This is a genomic window from Streptomyces sp. NPDC002386, assembly GCF_053593175.1.
Genome location: NZ_JBSFBX010000016.1, coordinates 184,680 through 210,580 on the forward strand (window position 1 = coordinate 184,680; position 25,901 = coordinate 210,580).

Here is a 25,901-nt window from a genome sequence, read left to right on the forward strand (position 1 = left end):
GCGGGCGGCACACCGCCCTGTCTCCCCTCACACCGCCCTGTCTCCCCTCTTCCACTGTTCCACGGCAGGACAGTTCCGGCTCCGGGACCGGATGCGGGGCCCGCGCTCGCTCGGTCCGGTGGACTCACGCCCACCCGGCGCCGGGCGCCGCCTCCGAGACGGCGTGCGCAGATTCGCGTGGGCTCGGCGGTGAGGGGGAACCCGGGGACCCGTCCGTCTCTGGCACTTCCGAACGACCGGAGAGGTGAGCCGATGACCGACATCCAGGGCTTGCTGGGCGACGAGGCCGGGGATCTGCTGTCCTACACCGCCCAAGGGATTCCCAGGGAGGACCTGGTGGTCCCGGGTCATGACTTCGTCGACCGGACCGTGGCCGCGACCGACCGCTCGCCGCGGGTGCTGCGCAACCTGCAGTCCCTCTTCGACCACGGCCGCCTGGCCGGCACGGGGTACGTGTCGGTCCTGCCCGTCGACCAGGGCATCGAGCACTCCGCGGCCTCGGCGTTCGCCGCGAACCCCCGCTACCTCGACCCCAGGAACATCGTCGAACTCGCCGTCGAGGGCGGATGCAACGCCGTCGCCAGCACACTCGGCGTACTCGGGGCGGTGTCGCGGCGATACGCGCACAAGATCCCCTTCATCGTGAAGCTGAATCACAACGAGCTGCTGACCTACCCGAACCACTACGACCAGGTCATGTTCGGCAATGTCGAGCAGTGCTTCGAGCTCGGTGCCGCCGGCGTCGGCGCCACGGTGTACTTCGGTTCGGAGCAGTCGGACCGCCAGCTGGGGGAAGCCAGCGAGGTCTTCGCGCGGGCCCACGAACTGGGCATGTTCACCGTGCTGTGGTGCTACTTGCGCAATGCGGCGTTCAAGAAGGACGGCGTGGACTACTCGGTGTCGGCCGACCTCACCGGTCAGGCCAATCACCTCGGCGTGACCATCGAGGCCGACATCGTCAAGCAGAAGCAGCCGGAGAACAACGGCGGCTACCTCGCACTGGACTTCGGCAAGACGGACAAACGCCTGTACGACAGGCTCACCACCGACCACCCGATCGACCTCACCCGCTGGCAGGTGGCCAACTGCTACATGGGCCGGGTCGGACTCATCAACAGCGGCGGCGCCTCGGCGGGAAGGGGGGACCTCGCGCAGGCCGTACGGACAGCGGTGATCAACAAGCGGGCCGGCGGCACCGGGCTCATCACCGGCCGCAAAGCCTTCCAGCGGCCCACCGAGGAGGGCATCGAACTCCTCCACGCCGTCCAGGACGTCTACCTCGACAACAGCGTCACCGTGGCCTGACCGGACTCCACCGATCCGCGTCGGGCGATCCGCGTGAGGCGGAGGGCCGGGCTGCGCGGACTGGGCGCGGGGCACCCGATTCGGGTGAGGTGCAGGGCTACGACGGTGCCCCGATCAGGCGGGGCGGCGCTCCGCCCCGGTACGGGCACGGCGCCAGGCGCCGTCGGCGAGAAGGCGCAGGCCGTTGAGGCCGACGACGACGGTGGAGCCCTCGTGGCCCGCGACGCCCAGCGGCAGGGGCAGCGTCCCTGCCAGGTCCCAGATCACCAGGCCGGTGATGAACACCGAGGCGACGACCAGGTTCTGCACGACGAGGCGGCGGGCCCGGCGGGAGAGGCGGACCACCGCCGGGACGGTGGCCAGCTCGTCGCGGACCACCACCGCGTCGGCGGTCTCCAGGGCGAGGTCGGAGCCGGCGCGGCCCATGGCGATGCCGGTGTGGGCGGCGGCCAGCGCGGGGGCGTCGTTGACGCCGTCGCCGACGACCAGCACCTTCCGCCCGGCCCGTTCCATCTCCCGCACCGCCGTCACCTTGTCCTGCGGCAGCAGCCCGGCGCGGACGTCGGTGATGCCGACCTCGGCGGCGAGCCGGGCCGCCGCGCGCGGGTTGTCACCGGTGACCAGCACCGGGGTGGCGCCCGTCAGCCCGCCCAGCGCCGCGACGGTGGCGGCGGCTTCGGCGCGCAGCCGGTCGGCGATGCCCAGGACCCCGGCCGGCTCGCCGTCGAGGGTGACCAGCACGGCCGTACGGCCCTCCTCCTCCAGACCCGCGGCCGCGTCCACGGCGGGACGGCCCAGGTGGCCGACCGACAGCCGGACCGGGCTGCCGACCGCGACGGTCCTGCCCTCGACGGTGGCGCTCACGCCGGTGCCGGGCGCGGAGCCGAAGTCCCGCGCCGGGGGGATGTCCAGACCGCGGGCGCGGGCGGCGTCCACGACCGCCCGGGCCAGCGGGTGCTCGCTGGGGTGTTCGGCGGCGGCGGCGAGCCGCAGCACCTCGTCCTCCGTCAGGCCGGAGGCGGCGAGGGGACGGACGCCGGTCACCCTCGGGGTGCCCTCGGTGAGGGTGCCCGTCTTGTCGAGGGCCACCGCGTCGACCTGCCCGAGGCGTTCCATGACCACGGCCGACTTGACCAGGACGCCGTGGCGGCCGGCGTTGGCGATGGCGGACAGCAGCGGCGGCATGGTGGCCAGCACCACCGCGCAGGGCGAGGCGACGATCATGAAGGTCATGGCCCGCAGCAACGTCGGCCCGAGCGCGGCGCCGAAGGCGAGCGGGAGCACGAAGAGGGCGACGGTGGCGGCCACCATGCCGAGGGAATAACGCTGTTCGACCTTCTCGATGAACAACTGGGTCGGAGCCTTGGTCTCCGAGGCCTCTTCCACCATGGCCACGATCCGGGCGATCACCGAGTCGGACGGGTCCCGCTCGACCTTCACCCGCAGGGCGCCGGTGCCGTTGAGGGTGCCGGCGAAGACCTCGTCCCCCGCGCCCTTCGCCACCGGCAGCGGCTCACCGGTGATGGTGGCCTGGTCGACCTCACTGGCCCCGTCCAGTACGCGGCCGTCGGCGCCGACCCGCTCACCGGGCCGCACCAGAACGATCTCGCCCACCGCGAGCCGCCCGGTGGGGACCGTCTCCTCGGCGCCGTCGTCGGCGACCCGGGTGGCCGTGGCGGGCGCGAGGTCGAGCAGACCGCGTACCGAGTCGGCGGTGCGGGCCGTGGCGATCGCCTCCAGCGCGCCCGAGGTGGCGAAGATGACGATGAGCAGAGCGCCGTCCAGCACCTGGCCGATCGCCGCCGCCCCGAGCGCGGCGACCACCATCAGCAGGTCCACGTCCAGGGTCTTCTCCCGCAGCGCCCGGAGCCCGGCCCAGCCCGGTTCCCAGCCGCCCGTCGCGTAGACGGCCGCGAACAGCGCGCCCCAGGTCCAGGCCGGTGCCCCCGACAGGTACGGCGGCAGCGCGATCAGGAACAGCACCAGCGCGGCGGCGGCCCAGCGGGCCTCGGGCACGGCGCGGATCCGGGTGCGGCGGCGGGGCGGGCCGGCGTCGTGGGCGGCACCGGGCGGCGCCGGACGGGTGAGAGTGGACGACGTGGACGGCATCGGCGCGGGTCCTTCACGGTGGGCGGGGCGGGGTCCGGCCTCACCACCGTAACAGGAACAAATGAAGACTCATTCATGTGTTCATTCGTGGTGCCGTTACCATGACCGCATGGGTCACGGAGCCGCACAGTCATCAGGACACGTCCCGCGCAGGAGCCTGGACGCGGCCGGCGCGGCCAAGGTGGCCACCACCCTCCAGGCACTGGCGACCCCCTCGCGGCTGCTCATCCTCTCCCGCCTGCGCGAAGGCCCCCTGCCCGCGACCGAGCTGGCCGCCGAGGTCGGCATGGAACAGTCCGCCTGCTCCCACCAGTTGCGCCTGCTGCGCAACCTCGGCCTCGTCGTCGGCACCCGCAAGGGCCGCTCGATCGTGTACTCCCTCTACGACAACCACGTCGCGGAACTCATCGACCAGGCCATCCACCACGTCGAGCACCTCCGCCTCGGCCTGGCCGATGCCGCCGCCCGCACCGACCCGGAACCGCAGGAGGCGGGCCTGTCGGGCGTGTGACCGGAGGATCCGGGGCGGCCTCGGGCCCGGCGGCGCGGTTCCCGCCGTCCCGCCCGCCCGGTCAGTCGTGGGGGACGACCGCGACGGGGCAGTGCCCGTGGTGGATGGCGGCCTGAGCCACCGGACCCAGGCGGGGTGCCACACCCGGGCGGTGCCGGCGGCGGCCCACCACCAGCAGCGCCGCGCCCTCGGCGGCCTCCACCACCGCTCTGGCGGGGCTCTCGAGACGGACGCTGTCGGCCACGTCCACTCCCGGGTACTTGTCCCGCCATGGTCGCAGCGCCCCGCTGAGCAGCTCACGGGCGTCGCGCGTCAGCTCCTCGGTGACGTCGTGGTCCAGGCCCCAGGGCACGCGGGCGTGCAGCGGCACACTGCGCGCGTACACGGCCACGAGCGGCACGGCCCTGGCCGCGGCGCTGCGGAAGGCGAAGTCGAGCAGGTCGTCGCCGGCGCGCTGCGGCTGCAGGCCCACGACCACCCGGCCCGAGGCCGCCGAGGGCGCCGTCCCCTCGGCCGCTTCCGCCCGGACGAGGACCACGGGGCGTTCGGCCCGTGCCACGACGGGCATGCTGACGTCGCCCAGGAAATAGCTCTGCACGGGCTCCAGCCCCCGTGAGCCGAGCACGGTCAGCTCCGACTCCGAGGCGGCGCGCAGCAGCGCGTCCCGCGCGTCGTCCGCGACCAGGTCCCCGACGACGTCCAGCCCCGGGTGGTGGGCCCGTAGTTCCGCCTGCGCGGTCTGGACGATCCGGTTCGCCCAGTAGTTCTGGTCGGCCTCGGCGGGGACACCGGCCGGTTCCTGCGCGAGCAGGGGCCAGGCGTGCAGCAGGCGCAGGGGGAGCCCTCGCCTCTCGGCCTCGTCCGCGCCCCAGCGGGCGGCGGTCAGACTCTCGGGCGAGCCGTCGAGGCCCACGGTGACGACGGGTTGCATGGCGGCGGCCTCCGTCTCGTTCTGAGCCGGCGATGCCGGTGACGCGTGCGGCCGGGTGGCTCGGCCGGACGTCGCGCGCATGCCGGGCGTGGTGGTCCCCCTTCGAGCATCCCCACCTGTCCTCCCGGCCGCACGCCGGGACGGAGGCGCGCCCCCCCTCCGCCGGTGTGCGCGCGGCGGGAGGGCGCTCCACACTGGTGCTGAGCGGGAGGGCCGGGCCGACCTGAGAGAAGGAACGCCATGCTGGAAAGAGCCCAGGACGCGCCCCCGGGAGTCGACGCGGTCAAGGCGATCGGCACGGTGACGAAGGACGACTACGAGGCGGTGGTCCAGCCGCTCCTCGACGAGGCGCGCAGAGAGGGCCGCCGCATCCGGCTCCTGTGGGAGTGCGGCCCGGAGTTCCGGTCGTACCGGCCGGCGGCCGGGTGGGAGGACCTCAAGGTGGGCTTCGGCTCCATGCGCCTGTTCGAGGGCTGCGCGGTCGTCAGCGACATCCGCTGGATCCGCGAGTCGACCCGGCTCACGAGCTTCCTGATGCCCTGCCCGGTGCGCGTCTACGGCTGCGCGGACCGGGCGGAGGCGCTGCGCTGGCTCACCTCCCTGCCCGAGGGTCCCGGCGTGTCCCACCAGCTCCGTTCCGAGGCCAGGGTGGTCGTGATCGAGGTCGATCAGCCGCTGCGCGTCCAGGACTTCGACGCGCTGGCGCGGACGGTCGACGACTGGCTCGACACCCATGAGGCGCTGGACGGCGTCGTGGTGCACGCGCGTGCCTTCCCGGGCTGGGAGAACGTCAAGAGCCTGCTCCGGCACGTCCGTTTCGTCCGGGACCACCATCGCAGGGTCAGGCGGATCGCGCTGGCGGCCGACAGCCGGTTCGCCGAACTCGCGCCCCACCTGGCGAACCACTTCGTCCGGGCCGAAGTACGGCGGTTCGAGTACGACGAACTGGAGGAGGCCGTCGCCTGGGCCTCCGGCCCTCCCGGCCGTGACACCGCCGCCCCCGCCCCGCAGACCCCCGCGGCGGGCTGAGCACGTCGGATCACGGGGACCGCTCGGTCCGGCTCCGAACCGCTCGGTCCGGCTCCGGGTAGGGGCGGCGGAAGACGGGGGCCCGGCCGGTGCTCCACGGGCGTACGGCGGCCAGCGCCCGGGCGACCGCGGCCTCCAGCGCGCCGCCGGTGTCGACCGGGACGGCCTCGGGCCACGGCGCTTCCCTTGCCGCCATCGCGGCGGCGATGGCGGGGCCGGCGTCGGAGGCGCCCGGGGCGCGCGTCATGAGGCGGGCCGCCGAGACGTCGTCCGGCACCTGGCAGCGCAGGGCCGTCAGGTCGGCGCTGGTGCGTTCGGCCACCCGCCGGGCCGCCTCGCGGTGCGCCGCGTCGGACCAGGTGGCGTCCAGGACGACGGACTCGCCGGACGACAGCAGGGCGGCGGCGCGGTCGAGCAGGGTGCCGTAGGTCCGGGCCGTCCAGTCGGGCGTGTACAGCCCCTGGCCGTACCCGGCTGCCGCGGACCGGTCCGCGGGGAGGCCGGCCAGCTCCTTGCGGACCCGGTCGCTGCTGAGCAGGGTGACGCCCAGCCGGTCGGTCAGCGCCGCGGCGAGGGTGGACTTGCCGCTGCCGGGGAGGCCGCCGACGAGGACGAGCCCGACGGCGGAGGTCCGCAGGTGCCGCAGCGCCGCCGAGGTCAGCCGCCGGGCCGCCGCCCGCGCGCCGGACGCGCCCTGCCGGGCCTGGATCAGGGACACCTTGGCGCGTACGAACGCGCGGTAGGCGACGTAGTGGTGCCACAGGGACGGCGGAGCGGGATCACCGGAGAACGCGCCGTAGCGGGCGAGGAAGTACGCCGCCTCCTCCGGCGCGCCGAGCTGTTCCAGGTCCATGGCGAGGAACGCCGCGTCGTCGAGGCCGTCGACGTAGCGGAGCCGGTCGTCGAACTCCAGGCAGTCCAGGACGCGGGGGCCGTCGTCGAGGCAGAAGATGTCCTCGGCGAGCAGGTCGCCGTGCCCGTCGACCACCCGGCCCTGCTCGATGCGGGAGGCGAACAGGCGCTCGCGGCCGGCGAGGTAGCGGCGCACCAGCCGCTCGGTCTCCGTCACCTCGTCGGCACCGAGGCCGTCGGCGCCCAGGGAGCGCACCTGGGCGAAGCTGTCCTCCCAGCGGGAGGCCAGCGCGTCCCGGGTGCCCTGCTCGTCGATGTCCCGGCCGCGGGGCGCCTCCGCGTGCCACGCGGCGAGCTGCCGGGCGACGGCCCGCAGGACGTCGTCGACGGCGGCTCCCTCCTGTACGAGCTGGGCGAGGCGGCGGTGCTCCGGCATGCGGCGCATCACCACGAGCGGCTCGGGCTCCTGCGCACCGGGGCCGCGGTACTCGCCCAGCCCGAGGTAGACGTCGGGAGAGAACCGGCGGTTGAGCGTGAGTTCCCGCTCGCACGCGGCGCGGCGGGCCGCCACCGTGGTGCAGTCGAGGAACCCCAGGTCGACCGGCTTCTTGAGCTTGTGGGCGCGGTCGCCGACGAAGAACAGGACCGCGGTGTGGGTCTCGGCCACCTCCGCACGCGGCGGCGGGCCGCCGCCGTCCCGTGAATCGGGCATCTCCCCAGCCCCTCCGTCGCGCTCCGCCGCGCGTGGGCGCGGCAGGTCGGTACGCCACCATTCTGCGAGGCTCCGCCGTGCGCGACGACCGCTGCGGGCGAGGCCCGGCTCTCGGGCACCGCGTCGGGGCCCGCGGTGACGTGCGGGACCTCGGCTCCACCCCCTGCCGCCAGGGGTCCCGCCACCCGGGTGACGCCGCGACGACGCACGGATCAGGGGCCACGCGGCGCCGCCGGGTGCCGGGTGGCCCGTCCCCCGCCCCGGTCGGGACCAATGGCCCTGGCAGGCCCGCGGTACCGGGGCCTTGCATGGAATCGGCGCCCGGGTGCCCGGTTCAGGCGGGCCACGGGCCGGGCGGGCACCAGGACCGCGGACCAAGGAGCCGCCTCATGAAGGTCGCCGAGGTCATGACCACTCCCCCGGTGTGCGTCGCCCCGGACGTGTCCCTGGCCGAGGTGATCCGGCGGATGACCGAGTCCGCCGTGGGTTCCGTCCTCGTGGTCGAGGACGGAACCCTGCGCGGCATCGTCACCGACCGCGACCTCGCCGTGCGCGGCATGGGCGGCGGTCTGGGCGTGGCGGCCCGGGCGGACGCGGTGATGTCGACGGCCGTGGTCACGGTCGAGGCCGACGACGACCTTCAGTCGGCCTACCGCGCGTTCCGCCGCACCGGGGTCCGCCGGCTCCCGGCCCTGGACGCGGGCCGCGTGGTGGGCGTGCTGACGATCGACGACCTCTTCCTCGACGTCTTCCGGCGGCTGGCCGATCTGCTGGGCCCGGTCGCCTGGAGCGTCCTGCGCGAGCCGCCGGGACCGCCCTCGGAGACCCGGGCATGAGCACCCGTCCCGCCCGGCGGGAGACGGCCGTGGCCGGTGCCGGCGAACCAGGGACCGACGTCACGCCGCCGGCCCGGGTACCGGACCGGCCGGAGGCGTCCGCTCCGCCCGTCGCCACCCTGCGGGTCCCCGAGGTCTTCGCCGCCACCGGTGGCTCGCCGCGCGGGCTCGCCCCGGCCGAGGCGGCCGCACGCCGGGCCCGACACGGCCCCAACGAACTCCCCCCGGTGAGCCGCCGCCATGTCCGGCGGCTGCTGGTCGCACAGTTCACCGATCTCTTCGCGGTCGTCCTGCTCGTCTCCTCGGCGATCACGTTCCTCGCGTACTGGCTGGGACGGCCCCGCGATCCGGCCACCCTGCAACTGGCGCTGGCGATCCTCGCGGTGGTGCTGCTGAACGCGGGCATCGGCTTCGCGCAGGAGTACTCGGCCGAGCGGACGGCGGAGTCCCTGCAGGCGATGGTGCCGCACACCTGCCGCGTGCTGCGCGACGCGGTGCGCCGGGAGCTGCCCGCGCGCGAGCTGGTGCCGGGCGACCTGGTGGTCCTGGAGGCCGGGGACGCGGTTCCGGCCGACTGCCGGCTGGTCGAGGCCCAGGAGGCGGCCGTCAACAACGCCGCGCTCACCGGCGAGAGCGATCCCGTCGCGCGCGTCGCGGAACCCGTGCCGCCGGGACCGCCGCTCCAGGCGCGCAACTGCCTGTTCATGGGCACCGATCTGGTCGCGGGCACGGGCAGGGCCGTCGTGTTCGCCACCGGTGCCGCCACCGAGTTCGGCCGTATCTTCCGGCTCGCCGCCACCGCCCCGCGGCAGAAGACCCCGCTGCAGCTCCAGGTGGCGGTCATGGCCCGCCGGGTCGCCGGGGTGGCGCTCGCGACCGGCGCCCTCCTGTTCGCGGTGCGCGTGCCGAGCGGGCAGCCGTTCGTCGACACGTTCGTCTTCTCGCTGGGCGTCATGGTGGCCCTCGTGCCCGAGGGGCTGCCGGCCACCCTGTCGGTGTCGCTCGCCATCGGAGTGCGCCGCATGGCCCGCCGGCACGCGCTGGTGAAGCAGCTGCTGGCGGTGGAGGCGCTCGGCTCGACCAGTGTGATCTGCACCGACAAGACGGGCACCCTCACCCAGGCCGAGATGACCGTCGTCCGGCTGTGGGCGGACGGTGTGCCGCACGCCGTCACCGGGGTGGGGTACGCGCCCGTCGGCGAGGTCGCCGACGCGGGGCCCGTCCGGGAGCTGCTGCGGGCGGCGGCCCTCTGCGGCAACGCCCGGCTGGTGCCGCCGGCCGGACGGGACCCCTGGCGGGTGCTGGGCGACACCACCGAGGGGGCGCTGCTGGTGGCCGCCCGGAAGGCCGGACTCGATCCCGCGGCCGAGGAGGCGCGGACACCACGGGTCGCGGAGCATCCCTTCGACTCCGTCCGCAAGCTCATGAGCACCGTGCACCGCGGCGCCGACGGCGGCCTCTTCGCCTACGCCAAGGGCGCCCCGCTCGAACTCCTCAGCCGCTGCGACGCCGTGCGGAGCGGCGGCACACGGACGCCGCTGACGGACGACGAGCGCCGCCGGGTGGCGGCGGCCGCGGACGACATGGCCGGGCAGGGCCTGCGGGTGCTGGCGGTCGCCCGGCGGGAGATCGCCGGTCCGCGCCCGCCGGTGGAGGAGGCCGAGACGCGGCTGACCCTGCTCGGGCTCGCCGGAATGTACGACCCGCCCAGGCCGGAGGTGCGCGACGCGGTGGACGCCTGCCGGCGCGCCCGGGTGCGGATCGTCATGGTCACCGGTGACCATCCGCTGACCGCGGAGGCCGTCGCCCGCCGTGTCGGCATCGTGCGCGAGCCGGACCCGACCGTGGTGACGGGCCCCCAGCTGGACGCGCTGGACGACAGCGGCCTCGACTCCCTGCTGGCCGGCTCCACCGAACTGCTGCTGTGCCGGGTCAGCCCCGAGCACAAGATGCGGGTGGTCACGGCGTTGCGGCGGCGCGGCGAGGTGGTCGCCGTCACGGGCGACGGCGCCAACGACGCACCGGCCCTGAAGCACGCCGACATCGGTGTCGCCATGGGCGCCTCGGGCACCGACGTGGCCCGCGAGGCCGCCGTGATGGTGCTGCTCGACGACTCGTTCGCGTCCATCACGACCGCCGTCGGCCTGGGGCGTTCGGTGTACCGGAACATCCGCAAGTTCCTGATCTACCTCTTCAGCCACAACATCGCCGAACTCGCGCCGATCCTCGCGGCGACCTTCGCCGGGTTCCCGCTGGTGCCGATCACGGCCGTGCAGATCCTCGCCATCGACCTCGGCTCGGACGTGCTGCCCGCCCTGGCTCTCGGCGCGGAACCGATGGAACCCGACGTGATGAACAGCCCGCCCAGGCCGCGCCGGGAGCGGCTGTTCTCGGCGGCCGTCATGGGCCGCATCCTGTTCCTCGGCGGCATCCAGGCCCTCGGCGTGTGCGCCGTCTTCTTCTGGCACGTCAACGCCTCCGGCATCCCCTACGCGGACTTCACCAGGAGCGATCCCGTCTACCGGGAGGCCATCACCATGGTCCAGGCGGGCATCGTCGTCAGCCAGTTCTTCAACGCGCTGGCCGTGCGCACCGACCGGCAGAGCGTCTTCCGCGCCGGGCTGTTCGGCAATCCGTGGCTGCTGGCCGCGGGCTGCTTCGGCATCGGGCTGATGGCGGCCATCAGCTACGCACCACCGCTCCAGGCCGTCTTCCGCACCGCGCCGCTGGCCGCCGCCGACTGGGCGGTCCTGGCCGCGTTCGGGGCGCTGCTCCTGGCCGCCGAGGAAGTCAGGAAGTGGGCGCTGCGGCGCCGGCGGCCGCGTCCCGAGGGAGGAACGCCATGAGAGTGATCATCGCGGGCTGCGGCCGGGTCGGGGCCACGCTGGCCACGCGGCTCGCCGCCGAGGGGCACGACGTACGGATCGTCGATCTGCGGCCCGCGGCGCGCAAGAAGCTGTCACCCGGCTTCTCAGGGGGCTTCCACGTGGGCAACGGCTTCAGCCGTCCGGTGCTGGAGGCGGCCGGGATCGCCCACGCGGACGCCTTCGTCGCGGTCACGTCCGGGGACAACGGCAACATCGTCAGCGCGCGGACCGCGAAGGAGACGTACCGGGTGCCGATCGTCCTCGCCCGCATCCACGATCCGTGCCGCGCCGATCTCTACCGCGAGCTGGGCATCCCGACGATCTCGAGTGTCCGCTGGGCGGTGAACCGCATCCACCGGATGCTGCTGCACCGCCACCTCACCCCGGACTTCTCCTTCGGCAACGGCGAGACGCTCCTGGTGCGCTCCCGGCTGCCGTCGTACCTCGCCGGGCGGCGGGTCACCGAGTTCGACGTGGAGGGCGAGATCCGGGTCGTGGAGATCACCCGTGCCGGGCGGTCGATGCTGCCCGCCCACGGGGTGCTGGCCCATCCGGGTGATGTCGTGACCTTCAGCGTCGCCGCGACGTCGCTGGGCCGGCTGAGCGGCTTTCTCGACAAGGAGCTGGGAACGTGAAGGTCCTCATCGCGGGCGCGGGCCGGCTCGGCACGCAGATCGCCCAGGTGCTGTCCGCCGCGCGCAACGACGTCACCCTGGTCGAGCACGACGACGACCGGGTGGCCGAACTCGGCGGCCTGCGGCAGGTACGCGTCGTGGCCGGCGACGCCTGCCAGCCGGGCGTACTGGAGCACGCCGGTGCCCTGGCCTGCGACCTCGTCGTCGCCGCCACCGGCCGCGACGAGGACAACCTCGTCATCGCTCTGCTGGCCAAGCGGCAGTTCGGGGTGGGGCGGGTGGCGGCGCGGGTCAACGAGGAGGAGAACTCCTGGCTCTTCGACCAGCGCTGGGGTGTCGACGTGGCCGTGCCCTCGGCCACTCCGCTGATCTCCCTCATCGAGGAGGCCACCGGTGCCACGGACACGGTGGCGCTGCTGCGGCTGAGCAAGGCGGGCGTCGAGGTCATCGAGACCGCGATCACCGAGGAGTCCCGGGCCGCGGGGCGCACCCTCGGCGAGATCGCGCTGCCGGCCGGCACGGTGGTCGCCACCGTGGTGCGCGACGGGCGGCCCACGGTGCCCCGTCCGGAGGAGCGTCTGCTCCCCGGTGACGAGCTGCTGCTGGTGTCGCACGAGGCGACCGAGCGGGAGATCCACGCGGCCTTCCAGTGAACCGCGGCCCGGCTCACCCGTTCTCCCGCGAGCGCCGTACGGAGGCGGCGACCCGGTCGACCAGCTCGGGGAGCGCGGAACGCACCGCGTCGCTGAACCCCGCTCCGAGGGCGACGTCCGCCACCTCCACGGCGTGCACCACGACCTTCGGCGGCAGCAGGCCGAGCGTCTCCGCCAGGGCGAGGCAGTCGCCGAGGCCGAGCGTGTGGGTGCTCGCCGTCCCCTCGGTCCGGGCGGCCGCCTCCGCCGCCGTGAACGTGTGCAGCGTCCCCGGGCGGCCCGGCCGCGCACGGAGCGCCTCCACCACGACGACGGCGTCCGCGCCGTGCCACAGGTCGAGCATGCGCGCCGGTTCGCCGTCGCTGACCGTCAGGACGGTGCCGTCGGGGACCCGGCCCCGCAGGGCCTCCACCGCCGCCGGACCGACTCCGTCGTCGCCGCGCAGGGGGTTGCCCACGCCGATCACCACGACCCGGCCGGTCATGCGCGCCGGACCGTCACGTCGAGGAAGTGGGTCGCGCAGGAGATGCAGGGGTCGTGGTTGCGGATGGCGCGTTCGCACAGGCGGGTCAGTTCCTCGTCGCCGGCGGCGGCCCCGGGCGTGCGCAGCCGCGCCTGCGCCGCCCTGCGCACGTCCTCCTCGATGGCCGCCTGGTTCTGGGCCGTGGGCGGAACGATGCGGGCCCCGGTGAGCGTGCCGTCGTCGGTGAGGGTGTAGCGGTGGTACAGCAGCCCGCGGGGAGCCTCGGTGGCGCCGGCGCCGGTCCCCCGGCGCGGGCGGACGTCGACGGCCGGCCGGTCCGGCCGCTCGTATCCGCCGATGATCCGCAGGGCCTCCTCGACGGCCTGGACCACTTCCACCGCGCGTACGACGATGCTGCGGAACGGGTTGTCGCAGACGGCGCCGGCCAGCGGGTCGCCCAGGCCGGCGTCCCGCCCCGCCCCGGCGGCCACCGGATGCAGCCAGCGGCCGCTGATCGCCCAGCGGGCCAGCGGGCCGGTCAGGTGGCGGCGGCCGTCCAGGGTGGCCGTCCGGGCGGTGGAGTGCGGCACCTGCCCCTCGGGTACGCGCTGTTCGAAGTCGGACAGCGGGAACTCGAGCGGTTCCGGGCCTTCGGCCCCCGCGGCCACGACCGCCGGGGTTCCGGAGTCGATGGCGTAGCGGCCGGGTTCGCGCAGGGCGAGGAGGTCGTGCTCGCAGACGGCGTCGGGGAAGTCGAACGACGCGACCCAGCGGACGGTCTCCAGCGCGTCCTCGCGGGCCCGTAGCAGCCGCTCGGCTAGCGGGCGGAGTTCCTCCGGTGCCGGCGTCCGGTAGAAACCGCCGACGCGGACGTTGACCGGGTGGACGGGGCGGCCGCCGAGCTGTTCGAGGATCGCGTTGCCGGTCTGCTTGATCCTCAGACCGCGCTCGACGGCGGCCCGCTCGCGGCGGGCCAGCTCCACGACGTCCGCGCAGCCGAGGAAGTCCGGGGCGTGCAGCAGGTGGATGTGCAGGGCGTGGCTCTCGATCCACTCGCCGCAGTACAGCAGGCGGCGCAGAGCCGCGAGGGGGCCGTCCACCGTGACCCCGCAGGCGTCCTCGATCGCCCGGCAGGCGCTCATCTGGTAGGCGACCGGGCAGATGCCGCAGATGCGGGCGGTGATGTCGGGGGGTTCGGTGTGGCCCCGGCCGGTCAGCAGGGCTTCGAAGAAGCGCGGGGGTTCGTAGATGCGCAGTCGCGTCTCGGTGACCGTGTCCCCGTCGACGCGCAGGTGGAGGGCGGCCTCGCCCTCCACCCTGGCCAGCGCGTCCAGTCGCAGGTCGCGGGTTCCGCGCTCGTTCATGCGGGCCTTTCCGGGCCGGTGCGGTCAGGGCGGGGGGTTCTGCCGCTCCTCGGCCGCGAGGTCGGGTACGGGGGCATGTTCCGGCGACGCGGCGTTGAAGGTCCGGAAGACACGCTGGATGTCCCGCTCGCTCATCCCGTCGTGGCGCAGTTCGGCGACCATGGAGCGCAGGTTGGGTTCGGCCGAGGGTCCGAAGCAGCCGTAGCATCCGCGTCCGTAGGCGGGGCAGATGGCCCCGCACCCGGCGTGCGTGACCGGGCCCAGGCACGGGGTGCCGTGCGCCACGGTGACGCAGGTGGTGCCGCGCCTCTTGCACTCGAAGCAGACGCTGTGGCTGGAGATCGAGGGCTTGCGTCCGGCCAGGTGGGCGGTGACGACCTCGAGGAGCTGACGGCGGTCGATGGGGCAGCCGCGCAGTTCGAAGTCGACGGGGACGTGGGCCGAGATCGGGGTGGAGGTCTCCAGCGTCCCGATGTACTCCGGCCGGGCGTAGACCGCGGCGAGGAAGTCCTCGACGTGGGCGAAGTTGCGCAGTGCCTGGATGCCGCCCGCGGTGGCGCAGGCTCCGATGGTCACCAGGTACCGGGAGATACGGCGGACGTGCCGGATCCGCTCGGCGTCCTCGGCGGTGGTGATCGACCCCTCGACCAGGGACAGGTCGTAGGGCCCGCGGCCGTCGAGCCGTGCGCGCTCCGGGCCGCCGCCCTCGACGGAGGTCATCTCGAGGAAGTGGTCGACGCGTACGCGCTCGGTGAGGCCGAGGAGTTCGTCCTCGCAGTCGAGCAGGGTCAGCTGGCAGCCGTCGCAGGAGGCGAACTTCCACACGGCGAGCGCCGGCCGTCGGCCGGTGTCGGGTCCGGGGTCCGGGGCCATGTCACAACTCCCTTACGAGGAGCAGGTTTGCCACGCGGTCGTACCCGACGACCGGCCCGTCACGGCACAGCAGGAGCGGGCCGAGCTGGCAGTGCCCGCAGTGGCCGGTGGCGCAGCGCATGTTCCGTTCCAGGGACACCTGGACGCGGTGCGGGACCAGTCTCCGGGTCACGAGGTCGCGCGCGGTGTGCCGCATCATCACCTCGGGCCCGCAGACCAGCGCGCAGGTCCGTTCGGGGCGCAGGTCCAGACGGTCGAGGAGGGTGGTGACGACACCCACCGCGCCCTGCCAGCCCGGGCCGGGCCGGTCGACCGTCACCTCCACCCGGGCCGGGCCGCGCCAGCTCTCGATCTCGTCGCGGTAGGACAGGTCGGCCGGGGTGCGGGCGCCCACCAGGACCGCGAGCCGCCCGTACCCGTCCGGGCGGTCCAGGACCGCGTGCACGACCGGCCGCAGCGGGGCCAGGCCGATCCCGCCGGCGACGACCAGCACATCGTGGCCGGCGGCCGCGCCGAGGTCCCAGCCGGTGCCGTACGGGCCGCCGAGACCGACGGTGTCGCCGGGGCGCAGCCGGTACAGGGCGGCCGAGACCGCGCCCACCGCTCGCACGGTGTGCACGAGACCGCCGTGGCGCCCCCGCAGGGCGCTGACCGAGACGGGGATCTCGCCGACTCCGAACGCGTAGATCATCGCGAACTGCCCCGGGGCGAACGGGGCGAGCGCCGCTCCGGCCGGCACCAGTTCGATCGACCGGGTGTCGGCGGTCTCGGTCCGCACGCCGGCGACGCGGTACGGCAGCGGGGGCGCCACGGTGGTCACGACGCCGTCTCCGGCGGGGGCGGCTGCGCGGACCGGGTCCAGTCGTGCAGGGCGGCGGCCTCCTCGGTGATGTCGATACCGACCGGGCACCACACGATGCAGCGGCCGCAGCCGACGCAGCCGGACGAGCCGAACTGGTCGTACCAGGTGCCGAGTTTGTGGGTCATCCACTGCCGGTAGCGGCTGCGCGCGGTGGCGCGGACCGGGCCGCCGTGCAGCTGGGAGAAGTCCAGGTCGAAGCAGGAGTCCCAGAGCCGCCACCGCTCCGCGTGGTCACCGGTGAGGTCGGTGACGTCCTCGGTGGTGGTGCAGAAGCAGGTGGGGCAGACCATCGTGCAGTTGCCGCAGGTCAGGCAGCGGCCGGCGACGTCGTCCCAGCGCGGCGCCTCGAGCGTTCCGGCCATCAGCTCGCGCAGGTCCGCCTCGGGCATGGTCCGTCCCATGCGGTCGGCGGCGGCCAGCACGTCGGCGCGCGCCGTCGCCCGGGTCTCCGGGTCGGCGGGGCGGGTGGGCAGTTCGGCCAGGATCTCCGCCCCTTCGGGGCTGCCGCCGCGGATCCAGAAGCGGTGCCCGTCGGCGTCGGCCACCTCGGTCATCGCCAGGTCGTAGCCGGGACCGGCGGCGGGGCCGGTGCCCATCGAGACGCAGAAGCAGGTGGCGCCGGGGTCGGTGCACTCGACCGCGATCAGCAGGGCGCCCGAGCGCCGCCGCGCGTAGCCGGGGTCGCGGTACGCCCCGCCGGTCAGTACCCGGTCCTGCACGGCGACGGCCCGCAGATCGCAGGGGCGTACGCCCAGGAAGGCGTAGCGCGGCGGTGCGTCCTGCTCGGCCGTGAGCACGAGTTCCCCGTCCGCCCGGTCGGCGCTCCACTCCCGTACCCGGGACGGATGCAGGAAGGACTTCCACGACTGGGGGCCCGCCGCGTGTCCGAAGGCGGCGCCGTCCGGCCGCTCCCGCAGCCGGTACCGCCCTGCTTCCAGCTCCACCCCCCACCCGTAGGGCAGTTCGTCGGCCGACCGGAGTTCCGCCAGTTCGACGGCGCCGTCCCGGACGGTCGGGCCGATCACGGTGAATCCGCGCCGGATCAGCACCTCGACGAGCGCGGCCATGCCGTCCTTGCCCATCACCCGCCCGTCGGCGGGGTCCGCCACCGGCTTCCCCGGGGTGTCGGCACCCATGACCGGCCTCCTTCGGCACGAAGGACGGCACTGGGACCATGCCGTCCCCTCAGGCCCACGATCCCAGCTTTTCCTGCGGGCCGCCGCGCCGGCAGAGCCACGTGGGCCCGTGTGCGGGGGCCGTTGGGCCCCCTGGCGGCCCGCGACGGCCGCATGCCGCGGGGGCGGCCGTCGGCTTGCGCCGTCCGGCCCTGTACGGGGGCCCTTCGACCCTGTGCGCGCGGTGCGGTCGGGGCGGATGGTCGAGGCAGGGCCGAAGGAAGGAGGGGCCGGCATGCCGTTCGAGACCGTCCGCGAGGCCACCCCGCCGCGCACCGCGCCCAATCTGCGCGACTACGACAAGGAGCGCGCGGGCTTCTCGTGGCGCGCGGCCCGCGAGGGGCTGCAGGGGCTGCCCGGTGGGCGGGGGCTGAACATCGCGCACGAGGCCGTGGACCGGCACGCGGCGTCGGGCCGGTCCGCGGCGGTCGCGCTGCGCTGCGTCGGCCGGGACGACTCCGTCACCTCCGTGACGTACGGCGAGCTGGCCCGTTCCACCTCCCGCTTCGCCAACGTGCTCCGGGCGCTCGGCATCGGGTACGGCGACCGGGTCGTGACGCTGCTGGGGCGCTGCCCGGAGCTGTACACCGTGGTGCTCGGCACGCTGAAGAACACCAGCGTCCTGTGCCCGCTGTTCTCCGCCTTCGGACCGGACCCGGTGTTCCAGCGGATGACGCTGAGCGACGCCCAGGTGCTGGTCACCACGGCGGACCTGTACCGCAGGAAGGTCGCCGGGCGACGCCACGACCTCGCCGTCCTGCGCCATGTGCTGATCGTCGGCGACGGGGCGGACGACCTGCCCGGCACCCTCTCCTTCGCCGCGCTGACGGCGGAAGCGGCCGACACCTTCACCATCCCGCCGACCTCCCCGCACGACATGGCCCTGCTGCACTTCACGAGCGGCACGACGGGCATCCCCAAGGGCGCCGTGCACGTGCACGAGGCGGCCGTCGCCCACTACACCTCCGCGCGGTACGCCCTCGACCTGCACGAGGACGACGTCTACTGGTGCACCGCGGACCCGGGCTGGGTGACCGGCATGTCGTACGGGATCACCGCCCCGCTCATGCACGGTGTGACGGTCGTGGTCGACGAGGGCGACTACGACGCCCGCCGCTGGTACCGGATCCTCGCCGAGCAGCGGGTGAACGTCTGGTACACGGCGCCGACGGCTCTGCGCATGCTGATGCGGACGACGCCGCGGACGGGGCCGTTCGACCTGCCCCGCTCCTTCGACCTGAGCGCGCTGCGGTTCATCGCCTCGGTGGGTGAGCCGCTCAACCCGGAGGCGGTGCTGTGGGGGCGGGACGTGCTCGGGCTGCCGGTGCACGACAACTGGTGGCAGACCGAGACCGGCGCCATCATGATCGCCAACTTCGCCGCCTGCGACATCCGCCCCGGCTCGATGGGGCGCCCGCTGCCCGGGGTGGAGGCGGCGGTGCTGCGCCGCGGCGGGGACGGCCGGGCGGAGGTCACCGACGGGCACGTCACCGTGCTGGAGGAGCCCGGCGTCGAGGGCGAGCTGGCCCTGCGGCCCGGCTGGCCGTCCATGTTCCGCGGCTACCTCCACGACGAGCCGCGCACCGCGGCGGCGTTCGCCGACGGCTGGTACCTGACCGGCGACCTGGTCCGGCGCGACGCCGACGGCTGGTACTGGTTCGTCGGGCGCGCCGACGACGTCATCAAGTCGGCGGGCCACCTCATCGGGCCGTTCGAGGTCGAGAGCGCCCTGATGGAGCATCCGGCGGTCGCCGAGTCCGGGGTCATCGGCCGTCCCGATCCCGTGGCGGGGAACATCGTCAAGGCGTTCGTCACCCTGCGGCCGGGCTTCGAGGCGACCGCCGCGACGCGGCGCGACCTGCTGGCCTTCGCCCGGCGCCGGCTGGGGCCGGCGGTGGCGCCCCGTGAGATCGCCTTCGACCAGCGGCTGCCCCACACCCGCAGCGGCAAGGTCATGCGCCGTCTGCTGCGGGCCCGCGAACTCGGCCTGCCCGAGGGCGACATCTCCACGCTCGAGGACGCCGCCCCCGAGGCGCCGTCCGCCACGACCAGGACGGAGCGGTCCGCATGACCACCACCCGCTCCCGGCGCACACCCCGGCCCGCCGCCCGGGCGGCCGGTCCGGCCGCGCACCGGCTGGCCCTGCTGGAGTCGATGCTGCGCGTGCGCCGGTTCGAGGAACGCTGTGTGGAGCTGTACAGCGCGGCGCGCATCCGGGGCTTCATGCACCTCTACATCGGTGAGGAGGCCGTGGCGGTCGGCGTCAACGAGGCGCTCACCGAGGACGACGCGGTCGTGTCGACCTACCGCGAGCACGGGCACGCGCTGGCCCGCGGGGTCCCGGCCGAGGCGATCATGGCGGAGATGTTCGGCAAGGTCACCGGCTGCAGCCGGGGCCGCGGCGGCTCGATGCACCTCTTCGACACCGGCCGGCGCTTCTACGGCGGCAACGCGATCGTCGGCGGCGGACTCCCGCTGGCGGCGGGCCTCGCCCTCGCCGACCGCATGACCGGCCGCGACCGGGTCACCTGCTGCTTCTTCGGTGACGGCGCCTTCGCCGAGGGCGAGTTCCACGAGACCGCCAACCTCGCCGCGCTGTGGGGGCTGCCGCTGCTGCTGGTGTGCGAGAACAACCTGTACGCGATGGGCACGGCCCTGGCCCGCCACCAGGCCCAGACCGACCTCGCGCTGCGGGCCGCCGGGTACGGCATGGTCTCCTGGGCCGTCGACGGCATGGACGTCCTCGCCGTCGAGGACGCCGCCCGGCGGGCGGCCGAGGGGGTGCGCGGCGGATCCGGACCGCACTTCCTGGAGATGCGCACGTACCGCTTCCGCGCGCACTCCATGTACGACTCCGACCGCTACCGCGACAAGGCGGAGATCGAGCGGTGGAGGGAACGCGACCCCGTCGAGGGGCTCGCGCGGCGGCTGCGGGACGCGAGGGAGCTGACCGACAAGGACCGTACGGCGCTGGAGGACCGGCTGGCCGCCGAGATCGACGCGGCCGTGGCGGCGGCCGAGCGGGCTCCGGAGGAACCCGTCGAGGACCTGCTGAAGTACGTCACCAGCCCGGTGGAGGCGATCCGGCCATGACCACGACGCACACCCGCACCGCGGGGTCCGGCGCGCCCTCCGGCCGGACTACGACCACCTACCGTGAGGCGCTGCGCGAAGCGCTGCGCGAGGCCCTGCGCGCCGACGAGCGGGTGTTCCTGATGGGTGAGGACGTGGGCCGGTACGGCGGGTGCTTCGGTGTGAGCCTCGGTCTGCTGGAGGAGTTCGGGCCCGACCGGATCCGTGACGCCCCGCTGTCCGAGTCGGCGTTCGTCGGCGCCGGCATCGGCGCGGCCCTGGCGGGCATGCGGCCGGTCGTCGAGATCATGACGGTCAACTTCAGCCTGCTGGCACTGGACCAGATCCTCAACAACGCGGCGACCCTGCTGCACATGTCGGGCGGCCAGCTTCCGGTACCGATAGTGATCCGGATGACCACGGGCGCGGGACGGCAGCTCGCGGCCCAGCACTCGCACAGCCTGGAGGGCTGGTACGCCCACATCCCCGGCCTGCGGGTGCTCGCCCCGGCCACCCTCGCCGACGCCCGGTACATGCTGGCGCCCGCGCTCGCCGACCCCGACCCGGTGCTGATCTTCGAGCACGGCAGCCTGTACAACGTCTCGGGCGAACCGCCCGCCGCCCCGGAGCCGGCCGACATCGACCACGCGGCCGTCCGCCGGGCCGGCACCGACGTCTCCCTGATCACCTACGGCGGCTCGCTGCCCAAGGCACTGGACGCCGCCGAAGAGCTGGGGAGCGGCGGCATCAGCGCCGAGGTCGTGGACCTGCGCACCCTCCGCCCGCTGGACGACGCCACGGTCGGCACGTCCGTGGCGCGCACGCACCGGGCCGTCGTGGTCGACGAGGGCTGGCGCACCGGCAGCCTCGCCGCGGAGATCTCCGCCCGCCTCACCGAACAGCACTTCTACGATCTCGACGCCCCCGTCGAGCGGGTGTGCAGCGCGGAGGTGCCCATGCCCTACGCGCGCGGGCTCGAGCAGGCCGCGCTGCCGCAGGTGGACGGAATCGTCGCCGCCGCGCGTCGCGCCGTGGGCGAGCCCGCGGCCGCCGGGTCCGACGCGGCGCGGACGCGGGCCGTCCTCGGGAGGTCGGGCTGAGATGACCGCGTTCACCATGCCCTCCCTCGGCGCGGACATGGACGAGGGCGTGCTGCGGGAATGGCTCGTGGGCCCCGGCGACCCGGTGCGCAGGGGCGACGTCGTGGCGGTCGTCGAGACGGACAAGGCGGCCATCGAGGTGGAGTGCTTCGAGACCGGGACCGTGGGACGGCTGCTGGTCGAGCCGGGGACCCGGGTGCCGGTGGGGACACCGCTCGCGGTGATCGAGGCCACCGAGCCCGGTGCGCGGGCGGGGGCCAGCGGGAACCGGCCGGCGACGGCCGAACCCCCCGGACGGGCTCTGCGGCCGCCGGTCCCGCCTGTACCGCCCGTGGCACCCGTGCCGCCCGCGCCGGCACGGAAGGAGCCGTCCGTCGCGGCCGGGACGGCCGGCGGCGCCGGGCCCCTCGTACGGCACCTCGCCGCGCTGCGCGGTGTCGACCTGACGACGGTGCACGGAACCGGACCGGGCGGGCGGATCACCCGTGCCGACGTGGAGCACGCCCCGCCGCCCCGCGCCCACCGGGTGCGGGCCACCCCGTACGCCCGGCGCCTCGCCCTCGATCTCGGCGTCGACCTGACGACCGTGCGGGGCACCGGTGAGGGCGGGGCCGTACGGGCGGCGGACGTACGCACGGCCCGGAGGGCGGGCAGCGGCCCGGGTGCCGGGGAGGCCGGGGAGGAGGCCGCGCGGCCTGCGCACCGCCCGCGCGACGGCGAGCGGCGCCCCCGTCCGGCGGCAGCGGCCGTCGGCCCGCCGGAGGAACGCGCGGACGCCATGCGCCGCGCCATCGCCGACCTGATGAGCCGGTCCAAGCGGGAGATCCCGCACTACTACCTGTCCACCACCATCGACCTGACGGCGGCCGGGGACTGGCTGCGCCGGACCAACCGCGGCCGTCCGCCCGCCGAGCGCCTCGTGCCCGCGGCCCTCCTGCTCAAGGCCGCCGCGGTGGCGGCGCGCGAGGTACCGGATCTCAACGGCCACTGGCGGGACGACGGGTTCGTGCCGGGGACCGAGGTCAATCTGGGCATCGCGGTGTCGCTCCGGCAGGGCGGGCTGCTCGCCCCGGTCGTCCACCACGCCGACACCCTTTCGCCGGACGATCTCATGGCCCGCCTCAAGGACCTGGTCCAGCGCGCCCGCCGCGGCCGGCTGCGCGGCAGCGAGACGACCGGTGCCAGCCTGACCGTCACCAACCTGGGCGACCAGGGTGTGGAGGCGGTGTTCGGGGTCATCCACCCGCCCCAGGTGGCCCTGGTCGGCTTCGGCGCGGTCGTCGAGCGGCCCTGGGCCGCGGGCGGCATGCTCGGGGTACGTCCGGTGGTGACCGCGACCCTGGCCGCCGACCACCGGGCCACGGACGGCGCCGTGGGAGCGCGCTACCTCACGGCGGTCGAGCGACTGCTGCGGAAACCCGAGGAGCTGTGAGCCGGATGAAGCCCCTGAACGACGCGGACGCCACGGCGGTGGTCAAGGAGTCGATCACACACATCGTGCCCGACGCCGACTTCGGCCGGCTCGAACCGGACGACCGGTTCCGCGACGTGCTCGAACTCGACTCACTCGATTTCCTCACCCTCGTGGAGCTGCTGTCCGAGCGGACGGGAGTCCGCATCGACGAGGACGACTACCCCGAACTGGACACGCTGTCCGGCGCGGTGGAGTTCCTGGTCGGCAGGACCGCAGGCCGGTCCTGACCGCCGGCCCCCGAGGCGTCGGCTGTCGGTGCGGTGCGCTTCACTGTCCGGCATGCAGCTCACCCAAGCGGCCCTCGGCGATCTGCTCGCCGGACTCGGGCCGGACGACGGCCCCGTGTACCTGCCCGGCGATCTGGACGTGCATGAACTGACCGACCTGCTCGGCGGCAGATACGGCGCCCCTCGCACCCTCGTCCTCGACGGCTTCACCGATCCGACGGTCGACGAGTCCAGGGGCGCGGCCCTCCTCGTCCCCTTCCAGGACCGGGCCGTGACCATACGGGCGTGGGCGTACGGGGACCGGTGGATCGCCGCGGGAACGGCCCTGGACACCGAGGGGACCGAGCGGCCGGTGCTGACGGTCGCTCACCGGGAGGTGCCGCCGCCCCTGGCGACCGGCCCGGACGAGGACGTCGACTGGCTGGAGCGCCTCAAGGAGATCACCGGCTGGACCCGGCCCGACCAGCGGCCGGACGTGGACTGGGCGGAGACGGAGTCACGCCTGGGCACCGCGCTGCCGAGCGACTACAAGCGGATGGTCGAGACGTTCGGCGTGGGCGCCTTCGACGCGTATCTGGACCTGAACCAGGAGCCGTGGACGGATCTCAGGGAGGACGGTCTGCTCATCTGGGCGGGCACCGAGCACGAGGACGTGTACTGCTGGCGGGCCGAGGGCGACGACCCCGACCGGTGGCCGGTCGTGGTCCGCTCCTTCGACAACACGAGGGACCTCGTCCTCGACAGCGGGACCGCGCGGTTCGTCTGCCGCATCCTCGTCGACCCGCACCATCCCTACACGATGGCCCGTTACTTCGACACCCACTGGTTCATGAGCCACCGCACGTCATGACCTGGCTACGTGCACACGGCCGGTGGTTCACCTGCTCTTCGCCGGCGCCTGGTGATCTGGTCCCCGTCGGACCCGCTGTCCGATCACCGGACGCTCAAGGAGTCATCGCATGCGCAGAGCCACCCGCCGTCGCCTCACGGTCGCGACCGCGCTGGTCACCGCCACCACCGCCGCCGTGGCCGTCACCAGCGCCGCCGGCGCCTCCGGCGGCAAGGAGCAGGCACGGGACGCGATCCAGGACGGGAAGGCGAAGAACGTCATCCTGCTGATCGGCGACGGCATGGGCGACTCGGAGATCACCCTCGCCCGTGACTACACCGTGGGCGCCGACGGCCGCCTCGCCATGGACAAGTTCCCGCTCACCGGCGCCTACACCACCTACGCCGTGCACGCCGACGGCACCCCGGACTACGTCACCGACTCCGCCGCCAGCGGCACCGGCTGGGCCACCGGTGTGAAGACGGTGAACGGCCGGATCTCCAAGACGCCCGGCACGGACAAGCCGGTGCGGACCCTGCTGGAGCTGGCGCAGAGGAACGGCTACGCCACCGGCGACGTCACCACCGCCGAACTCACCGACGCCACCCCGGCCGTGCTCGCCGCCCACGCCACCGACCGCTCCTGCCAGGGGCCGGCCGACATGGCCAAGTGCCCCGGCGACACGATCGCCGCCGGCGGGCCGGGCTCGATCGCCGAACAGGAGGTCGGCCACAAGGTCGACGTCCTCTTCGGCGGGGGCAGGCAGCGCTTCGACCAGGCCGTCACCGACGGGAAGTACAAGGGCCTGACGGTCACTCAGCAGGCCCGGAAGCTGGGGTACCAGGTCGTCACCGACGACGCGTCCATGAAGGCGGCCAAGTCGGGCCGGCCGGTCCTCGGCCTCTTCGCCCCGGGCAACGTGGCCACCGAGTGGACCGGCAAGGCGGCGGCCGTCGGCGGCACGGCCCCCCAGCGGTGCGTCACCTCCAACCCGAACCGCCCCTCCGGGACCCCCAGCCTCGCCGACTCGGCCACCAAGGCGATCCAGCTCCTGGAGGCCAAGCAGCGGGCCAAGCACTCCAAGCAGGGCTTCTTCCTGCAGGTCGAGGGCGCCTCGATCGACAAGCAGGACCACGCCGCCGACCCGTGCGGCCAGATCGGTGAGACCGCGGCGTTCGACCGCGCGGTGAAGGTGGCCCGCGCCTACGCGGCCAAGCACCCCGACACCCTGGTCGTCACCACCGCCGACCACGGCCACACCAGTCAGATCGTGCCGCTGGAGGCCACGCCGCCCGGCCTGTCCTCCACCCTGGTCACCGACGAGGGCCAGCAGCTCAAGGTCAACTACTCGACCAACACCCCGGGCCAGTCGCAGGAGCACACCGGCACCGAGGTCCGTATCGCCGCCCAGGGCCCGCTGGCCTACCGGGTCCTCGGCGTCACCAACCAGACGGACCTGTTCACCACGGTCCGCGAGGCGCTGCGCATGCGCTGAGCCCGCGCGGCGGCGGGACGGGTCAACTCCCCCGCAGCGACGTCCGCGTGAGGGCGTGCCGTCCGGCCGACGGCACGCCCTCTCGGCGTCCCGGGGCCGGGTACGCCGAACGGGGCCCCATGCAAACATTTGATCTATCCATAGGAAAGTCATTAAGGTCGTGCTCCAGCCCCCGCTCAGGTGATCACTCAAGCGGAGTGACGGCGCAGGGGCCCGCCCACCGACGTGCCCGGCAGGCGGCCGAAGGAGCAAGGAGACCGTCCCTCGTGGCGTCCCACCGTCGACCCAAGCAGCCCAGCCGCACGCGTGTCACCGTGCTGACCACCGCGGCCGCCGCCGCCGTCGCGCTGAGCGCGAACGCCGCCAACGCCGCTCCGAGCGAGAAGCTCGGCAAGGACGAGGTCAAGGCGAAGGTCGACAAGCTCTACGAAGAGGCGGAGCAGGCCACCGAGAAGTACAACGGGGCCAAGGAGAAGCAGCAGAAGCTGCAGAAGGAAATCTCCACCATCCAGGACAACGTGGCCCGC

At 74.2% G+C, this 25,901-nt stretch carries 22 protein-coding genes and 1 pseudogene; 15 read left to right on the forward strand and 8 right to left on the reverse strand.

What is annotated here, in order from left to right:
- Positions 1-252 precede the first annotated feature (252 nt).
- Positions 253-1,305, forward strand: a complete 1,053-nt coding sequence (locus ACWCPN_RS28795) for a class I fructose-bisphosphate aldolase (protein WP_451211766.1) — start codon at positions 253-255, stop codon at positions 1,303-1,305.
- A gap of 114 nt (positions 1,306-1,419) precedes the next feature.
- Here ACWCPN_RS28795 and ACWCPN_RS28800 read toward each other — a convergent pair whose 3' ends face one another.
- Entirely contained in the window at positions 1,420-3,414 is a 1,995-nt protein-coding gene (locus ACWCPN_RS28800; RefSeq protein WP_451211769.1) for a heavy metal translocating P-type ATPase, read from the reverse strand.
- Between the two features lie 109 nt (positions 3,415-3,523).
- Between ACWCPN_RS28800 and ACWCPN_RS28805 the strand changes: the two genes are divergently transcribed.
- Positions 3,524-3,925 (forward strand): ArsR/SmtB family transcription factor, encoded by a 402-nt coding sequence (locus ACWCPN_RS28805; protein ID WP_451211772.1) that lies wholly within the window; start codon positions 3,524-3,526, stop codon positions 3,923-3,925.
- 61 nt (positions 3,926-3,986) lie between these two features.
- On the opposite strand, the gene ACWCPN_RS28810 is transcribed toward ACWCPN_RS28805, so the two are convergent.
- Positions 3,987-4,856, reverse strand: coding sequence for a universal stress protein (locus ACWCPN_RS28810; protein ID WP_451211775.1), 870 nt, complete (start codon positions 4,854-4,856; stop codon positions 3,987-3,989).
- Between the two features lie 240 nt (positions 4,857-5,096).
- Between ACWCPN_RS28810 and ACWCPN_RS28815 the strand changes: the two genes are divergently transcribed.
- A complete protein-coding gene (locus ACWCPN_RS28815) occupies positions 5,097-5,885 on the forward strand; it encodes an STAS/SEC14 domain-containing protein (protein WP_451211778.1) in 789 nt (262 codons plus the stop codon).
- Between the two features lie 10 nt (positions 5,886-5,895).
- On the opposite strand, the gene ACWCPN_RS28820 is transcribed toward ACWCPN_RS28815, so the two are convergent.
- On the reverse strand, positions 5,896-7,449 hold the full coding sequence (locus ACWCPN_RS28820) for a bifunctional aminoglycoside phosphotransferase/ATP-binding protein (RefSeq protein WP_451211781.1): 1,554 nt from the start codon (positions 7,447-7,449) through the stop codon (positions 5,896-5,898).
- 389 nt (positions 7,450-7,838) lie between these two features.
- Between ACWCPN_RS28820 and ACWCPN_RS28825 the strand changes: the two genes are divergently transcribed.
- The 4 genes from ACWCPN_RS28825 to ACWCPN_RS28840 are packed head-to-tail and all read left to right on the forward strand — an operon-like array spanning position 7,839 to position 12,440.
- A complete protein-coding gene (locus ACWCPN_RS28825) occupies positions 7,839-8,285 on the forward strand; it encodes a CBS domain-containing protein (protein WP_451211784.1) in 447 nt (148 codons plus the stop codon).
- The gene (locus ACWCPN_RS28830; protein ID WP_451211787.1) at positions 8,282-11,131 is read left to right on the forward strand and encodes a cation-translocating P-type ATPase; all 2,850 of its coding nucleotides are present in this window, start codon (positions 8,282-8,284) and stop codon (positions 11,129-11,131) included. Before ACWCPN_RS28825 ends, ACWCPN_RS28830 begins: the two co-directional genes overlap by 4 nt.
- Positions 11,128-11,787, forward strand: a complete 660-nt coding sequence (locus tag ACWCPN_RS28835) for a potassium channel family protein (RefSeq protein ID WP_451211790.1) — start codon at positions 11,128-11,130, stop codon at positions 11,785-11,787. The genes ACWCPN_RS28830 and ACWCPN_RS28835 overlap by 4 nt, the downstream gene beginning before the upstream one ends.
- The gene (locus ACWCPN_RS28840) at positions 11,784-12,440 is read left to right on the forward strand and encodes a potassium channel family protein (RefSeq protein ID WP_451211793.1); all 657 of its coding nucleotides are present in this window, start codon (positions 11,784-11,786) and stop codon (positions 12,438-12,440) included. Before ACWCPN_RS28835 ends, ACWCPN_RS28840 begins: the two co-directional genes overlap by 4 nt.
- 13 nt (positions 12,441-12,453) lie before the next feature.
- Here the strand turns inward: ACWCPN_RS28840 and ACWCPN_RS28845 are convergent, their stop codons facing one another.
- The 5 genes from ACWCPN_RS28845 to ACWCPN_RS28865 are packed head-to-tail and all read right to left on the reverse strand — an operon-like array spanning position 12,454 to position 17,138.
- A complete protein-coding gene (locus tag ACWCPN_RS28845) occupies positions 12,454-12,924 on the reverse strand; it encodes a hydrogenase maturation protease (RefSeq protein ID WP_451211796.1) in 471 nt (156 codons plus the stop codon).
- Positions 12,921-14,267, reverse strand: a complete 1,347-nt coding sequence (locus ACWCPN_RS28850) for a Ni/Fe hydrogenase subunit alpha (protein WP_451211799.1) — start codon at positions 14,265-14,267, stop codon at positions 12,921-12,923. Before ACWCPN_RS28850 ends, ACWCPN_RS28845 begins: the two co-directional genes overlap by 4 nt.
- A gap of 24 nt (positions 14,268-14,291) precedes the next feature.
- Positions 14,292-15,140 carry an NADH-quinone oxidoreductase subunit B family protein gene (locus tag ACWCPN_RS28855; RefSeq protein ID WP_451211805.1) on the reverse strand — a complete coding sequence of 283 codons (849 nt, stop codon included), beginning with the start codon at positions 15,138-15,140 and terminating at the stop codon, positions 14,292-14,294.
- A gap of 1 nt (position 15,141) precedes the next feature.
- Positions 15,142-15,960 carry an FAD/NAD(P)-binding protein gene (locus tag ACWCPN_RS28860; RefSeq protein WP_451211808.1) on the reverse strand — a complete coding sequence of 273 codons (819 nt, stop codon included), beginning with the start codon at positions 15,958-15,960 and terminating at the stop codon, positions 15,142-15,144.
- Positions 15,957-17,138, reverse strand: a complete 1,182-nt coding sequence (locus ACWCPN_RS28865; RefSeq protein WP_451211811.1) for a 4Fe-4S dicluster domain-containing protein — start codon at positions 17,136-17,138, stop codon at positions 15,957-15,959. The genes ACWCPN_RS28860 and ACWCPN_RS28865 overlap by 4 nt, the downstream gene beginning before the upstream one ends.
- Positions 17,139-17,412: 274 nt before the next feature.
- Between ACWCPN_RS28865 and acsA the strand changes: the two genes are divergently transcribed.
- The 8 genes and pseudogenes from acsA to ACWCPN_RS28905 form a co-directional block, all read left to right on the forward strand.
- Positions 17,413-19,248: an acetate--CoA ligase gene (acsA, locus tag ACWCPN_RS28870; protein WP_451211814.1), complete on the forward strand. Its 1,836-nt coding sequence runs from the start codon at positions 17,413-17,415 to the stop codon at positions 19,246-19,248.
- The gene (gene pdhA / locus ACWCPN_RS28875) at positions 19,245-20,270 is read left to right on the forward strand and encodes a pyruvate dehydrogenase (acetyl-transferring) E1 component subunit alpha (protein WP_199212984.1); all 1,026 of its coding nucleotides are present in this window, start codon (positions 19,245-19,247) and stop codon (positions 20,268-20,270) included. Before acsA ends, pdhA begins: the two co-directional genes overlap by 4 nt.
- Positions 20,267-21,349 (forward strand): alpha-ketoacid dehydrogenase subunit beta, encoded by a 1,083-nt coding sequence (locus ACWCPN_RS28880; protein WP_451211817.1) that lies wholly within the window; start codon positions 20,267-20,269, stop codon positions 21,347-21,349. Before pdhA ends, ACWCPN_RS28880 begins: the two co-directional genes overlap by 4 nt.
- Position 21,350: 1 nt before the next feature.
- Complete coding sequence (locus tag ACWCPN_RS28885; protein ID WP_451211820.1) at positions 21,351-22,781, forward strand: dihydrolipoamide acetyltransferase family protein; 1,431 nt, start codon at positions 21,351-21,353, stop codon at positions 22,779-22,781.
- A gap of 5 nt (positions 22,782-22,786) precedes the next feature.
- On the forward strand, positions 22,787-23,050 hold the full coding sequence (locus ACWCPN_RS28890) for an acyl carrier protein (protein ID WP_199212982.1): 264 nt from the start codon (positions 22,787-22,789) through the stop codon (positions 23,048-23,050).
- Between the two features lie 52 nt (positions 23,051-23,102).
- On the forward strand, positions 23,103-23,900 hold the full coding sequence (locus ACWCPN_RS28895) for an SMI1/KNR4 family protein (RefSeq protein WP_451211824.1): 798 nt from the start codon (positions 23,103-23,105) through the stop codon (positions 23,898-23,900).
- A 109-nt stretch (positions 23,901-24,009) separates the two neighbouring features.
- Complete coding sequence (locus ACWCPN_RS28900) at positions 24,010-25,374, forward strand: alkaline phosphatase (RefSeq protein WP_451211827.1); 1,365 nt, start codon at positions 24,010-24,012, stop codon at positions 25,372-25,374.
- Positions 25,375-25,640: 266 nt separating this feature from the next.
- Positions 25,641-25,901, forward strand: a pseudogene (locus ACWCPN_RS28905) (hypothetical protein); the annotation flags it as partial.

Coding starts and splice junctions, on each gene's coding strand:
- ACWCPN_RS28810 (WP_451211775.1), bottom strand. CDS start 4,856: ATGCAACCCGTCGTCACCGTGGGCCTCGACGGCTCGCCCGAGAGTCTG.
- pdhA (WP_199212984.1), top strand. CDS start 19,245: ATGACCACCACCCGCTCCCGGCGCACACCCCGGCCCGCCGCCCGGGCG.
- ACWCPN_RS28800 (WP_451211769.1), bottom strand. CDS start 3,414: ATGCCGTCCACGTCGTCCACTCTCACCCGTCCGGCGCCGCCCGGTGCC.
- ACWCPN_RS28795 (WP_451211766.1), top strand. CDS start 253: ATGACCGACATCCAGGGCTTGCTGGGCGACGAGGCCGGGGATCTGCTG.
- ACWCPN_RS28850 (WP_451211799.1), bottom strand. CDS start 14,267: ATGAACGAGCGCGGAACCCGCGACCTGCGACTGGACGCGCTGGCCAGG.
- ACWCPN_RS28880 (WP_451211817.1), top strand. CDS start 20,267: ATGACCACGACGCACACCCGCACCGCGGGGTCCGGCGCGCCCTCCGGC.
- ACWCPN_RS28855 (WP_451211805.1), bottom strand. CDS start 15,140: ATGGCCCCGGACCCCGGACCCGACACCGGCCGACGGCCGGCGCTCGCC.
- ACWCPN_RS28805 (WP_451211772.1), top strand. CDS start 3,524: ATGGGTCACGGAGCCGCACAGTCATCAGGACACGTCCCGCGCAGGAGC.
- ACWCPN_RS28825 (WP_451211784.1), top strand. CDS start 7,839: ATGAAGGTCGCCGAGGTCATGACCACTCCCCCGGTGTGCGTCGCCCCG.
- ACWCPN_RS28820 (WP_451211781.1), bottom strand. CDS start 7,449: ATGCCCGATTCACGGGACGGCGGCGGCCCGCCGCCGCGTGCGGAGGTG.
- ACWCPN_RS28900 (WP_451211827.1), top strand. CDS start 24,010: ATGCGCAGAGCCACCCGCCGTCGCCTCACGGTCGCGACCGCGCTGGTC.
- ACWCPN_RS28835 (WP_451211790.1), top strand. CDS start 11,128: ATGAGAGTGATCATCGCGGGCTGCGGCCGGGTCGGGGCCACGCTGGCC.
- ACWCPN_RS28895 (WP_451211824.1), top strand. CDS start 23,103: ATGCAGCTCACCCAAGCGGCCCTCGGCGATCTGCTCGCCGGACTCGGG.
- ACWCPN_RS28885 (WP_451211820.1), top strand. CDS start 21,351: ATGACCGCGTTCACCATGCCCTCCCTCGGCGCGGACATGGACGAGGGC.
- acsA (WP_451211814.1), top strand. CDS start 17,413: ATGCCGTTCGAGACCGTCCGCGAGGCCACCCCGCCGCGCACCGCGCCC.
- ACWCPN_RS28830 (WP_451211787.1), top strand. CDS start 8,282: ATGAGCACCCGTCCCGCCCGGCGGGAGACGGCCGTGGCCGGTGCCGGC.
- ACWCPN_RS28845 (WP_451211796.1), bottom strand. CDS start 12,924: ATGACCGGCCGGGTCGTGGTGATCGGCGTGGGCAACCCCCTGCGCGGC.
- ACWCPN_RS28815 (WP_451211778.1), top strand. CDS start 5,097: ATGCTGGAAAGAGCCCAGGACGCGCCCCCGGGAGTCGACGCGGTCAAG.
- ACWCPN_RS28865 (WP_451211811.1), bottom strand. CDS start 17,138: ATGGGTGCCGACACCCCGGGGAAGCCGGTGGCGGACCCCGCCGACGGG.
- ACWCPN_RS28890 (WP_199212982.1), top strand. CDS start 22,787: ATGAAGCCCCTGAACGACGCGGACGCCACGGCGGTGGTCAAGGAGTCG.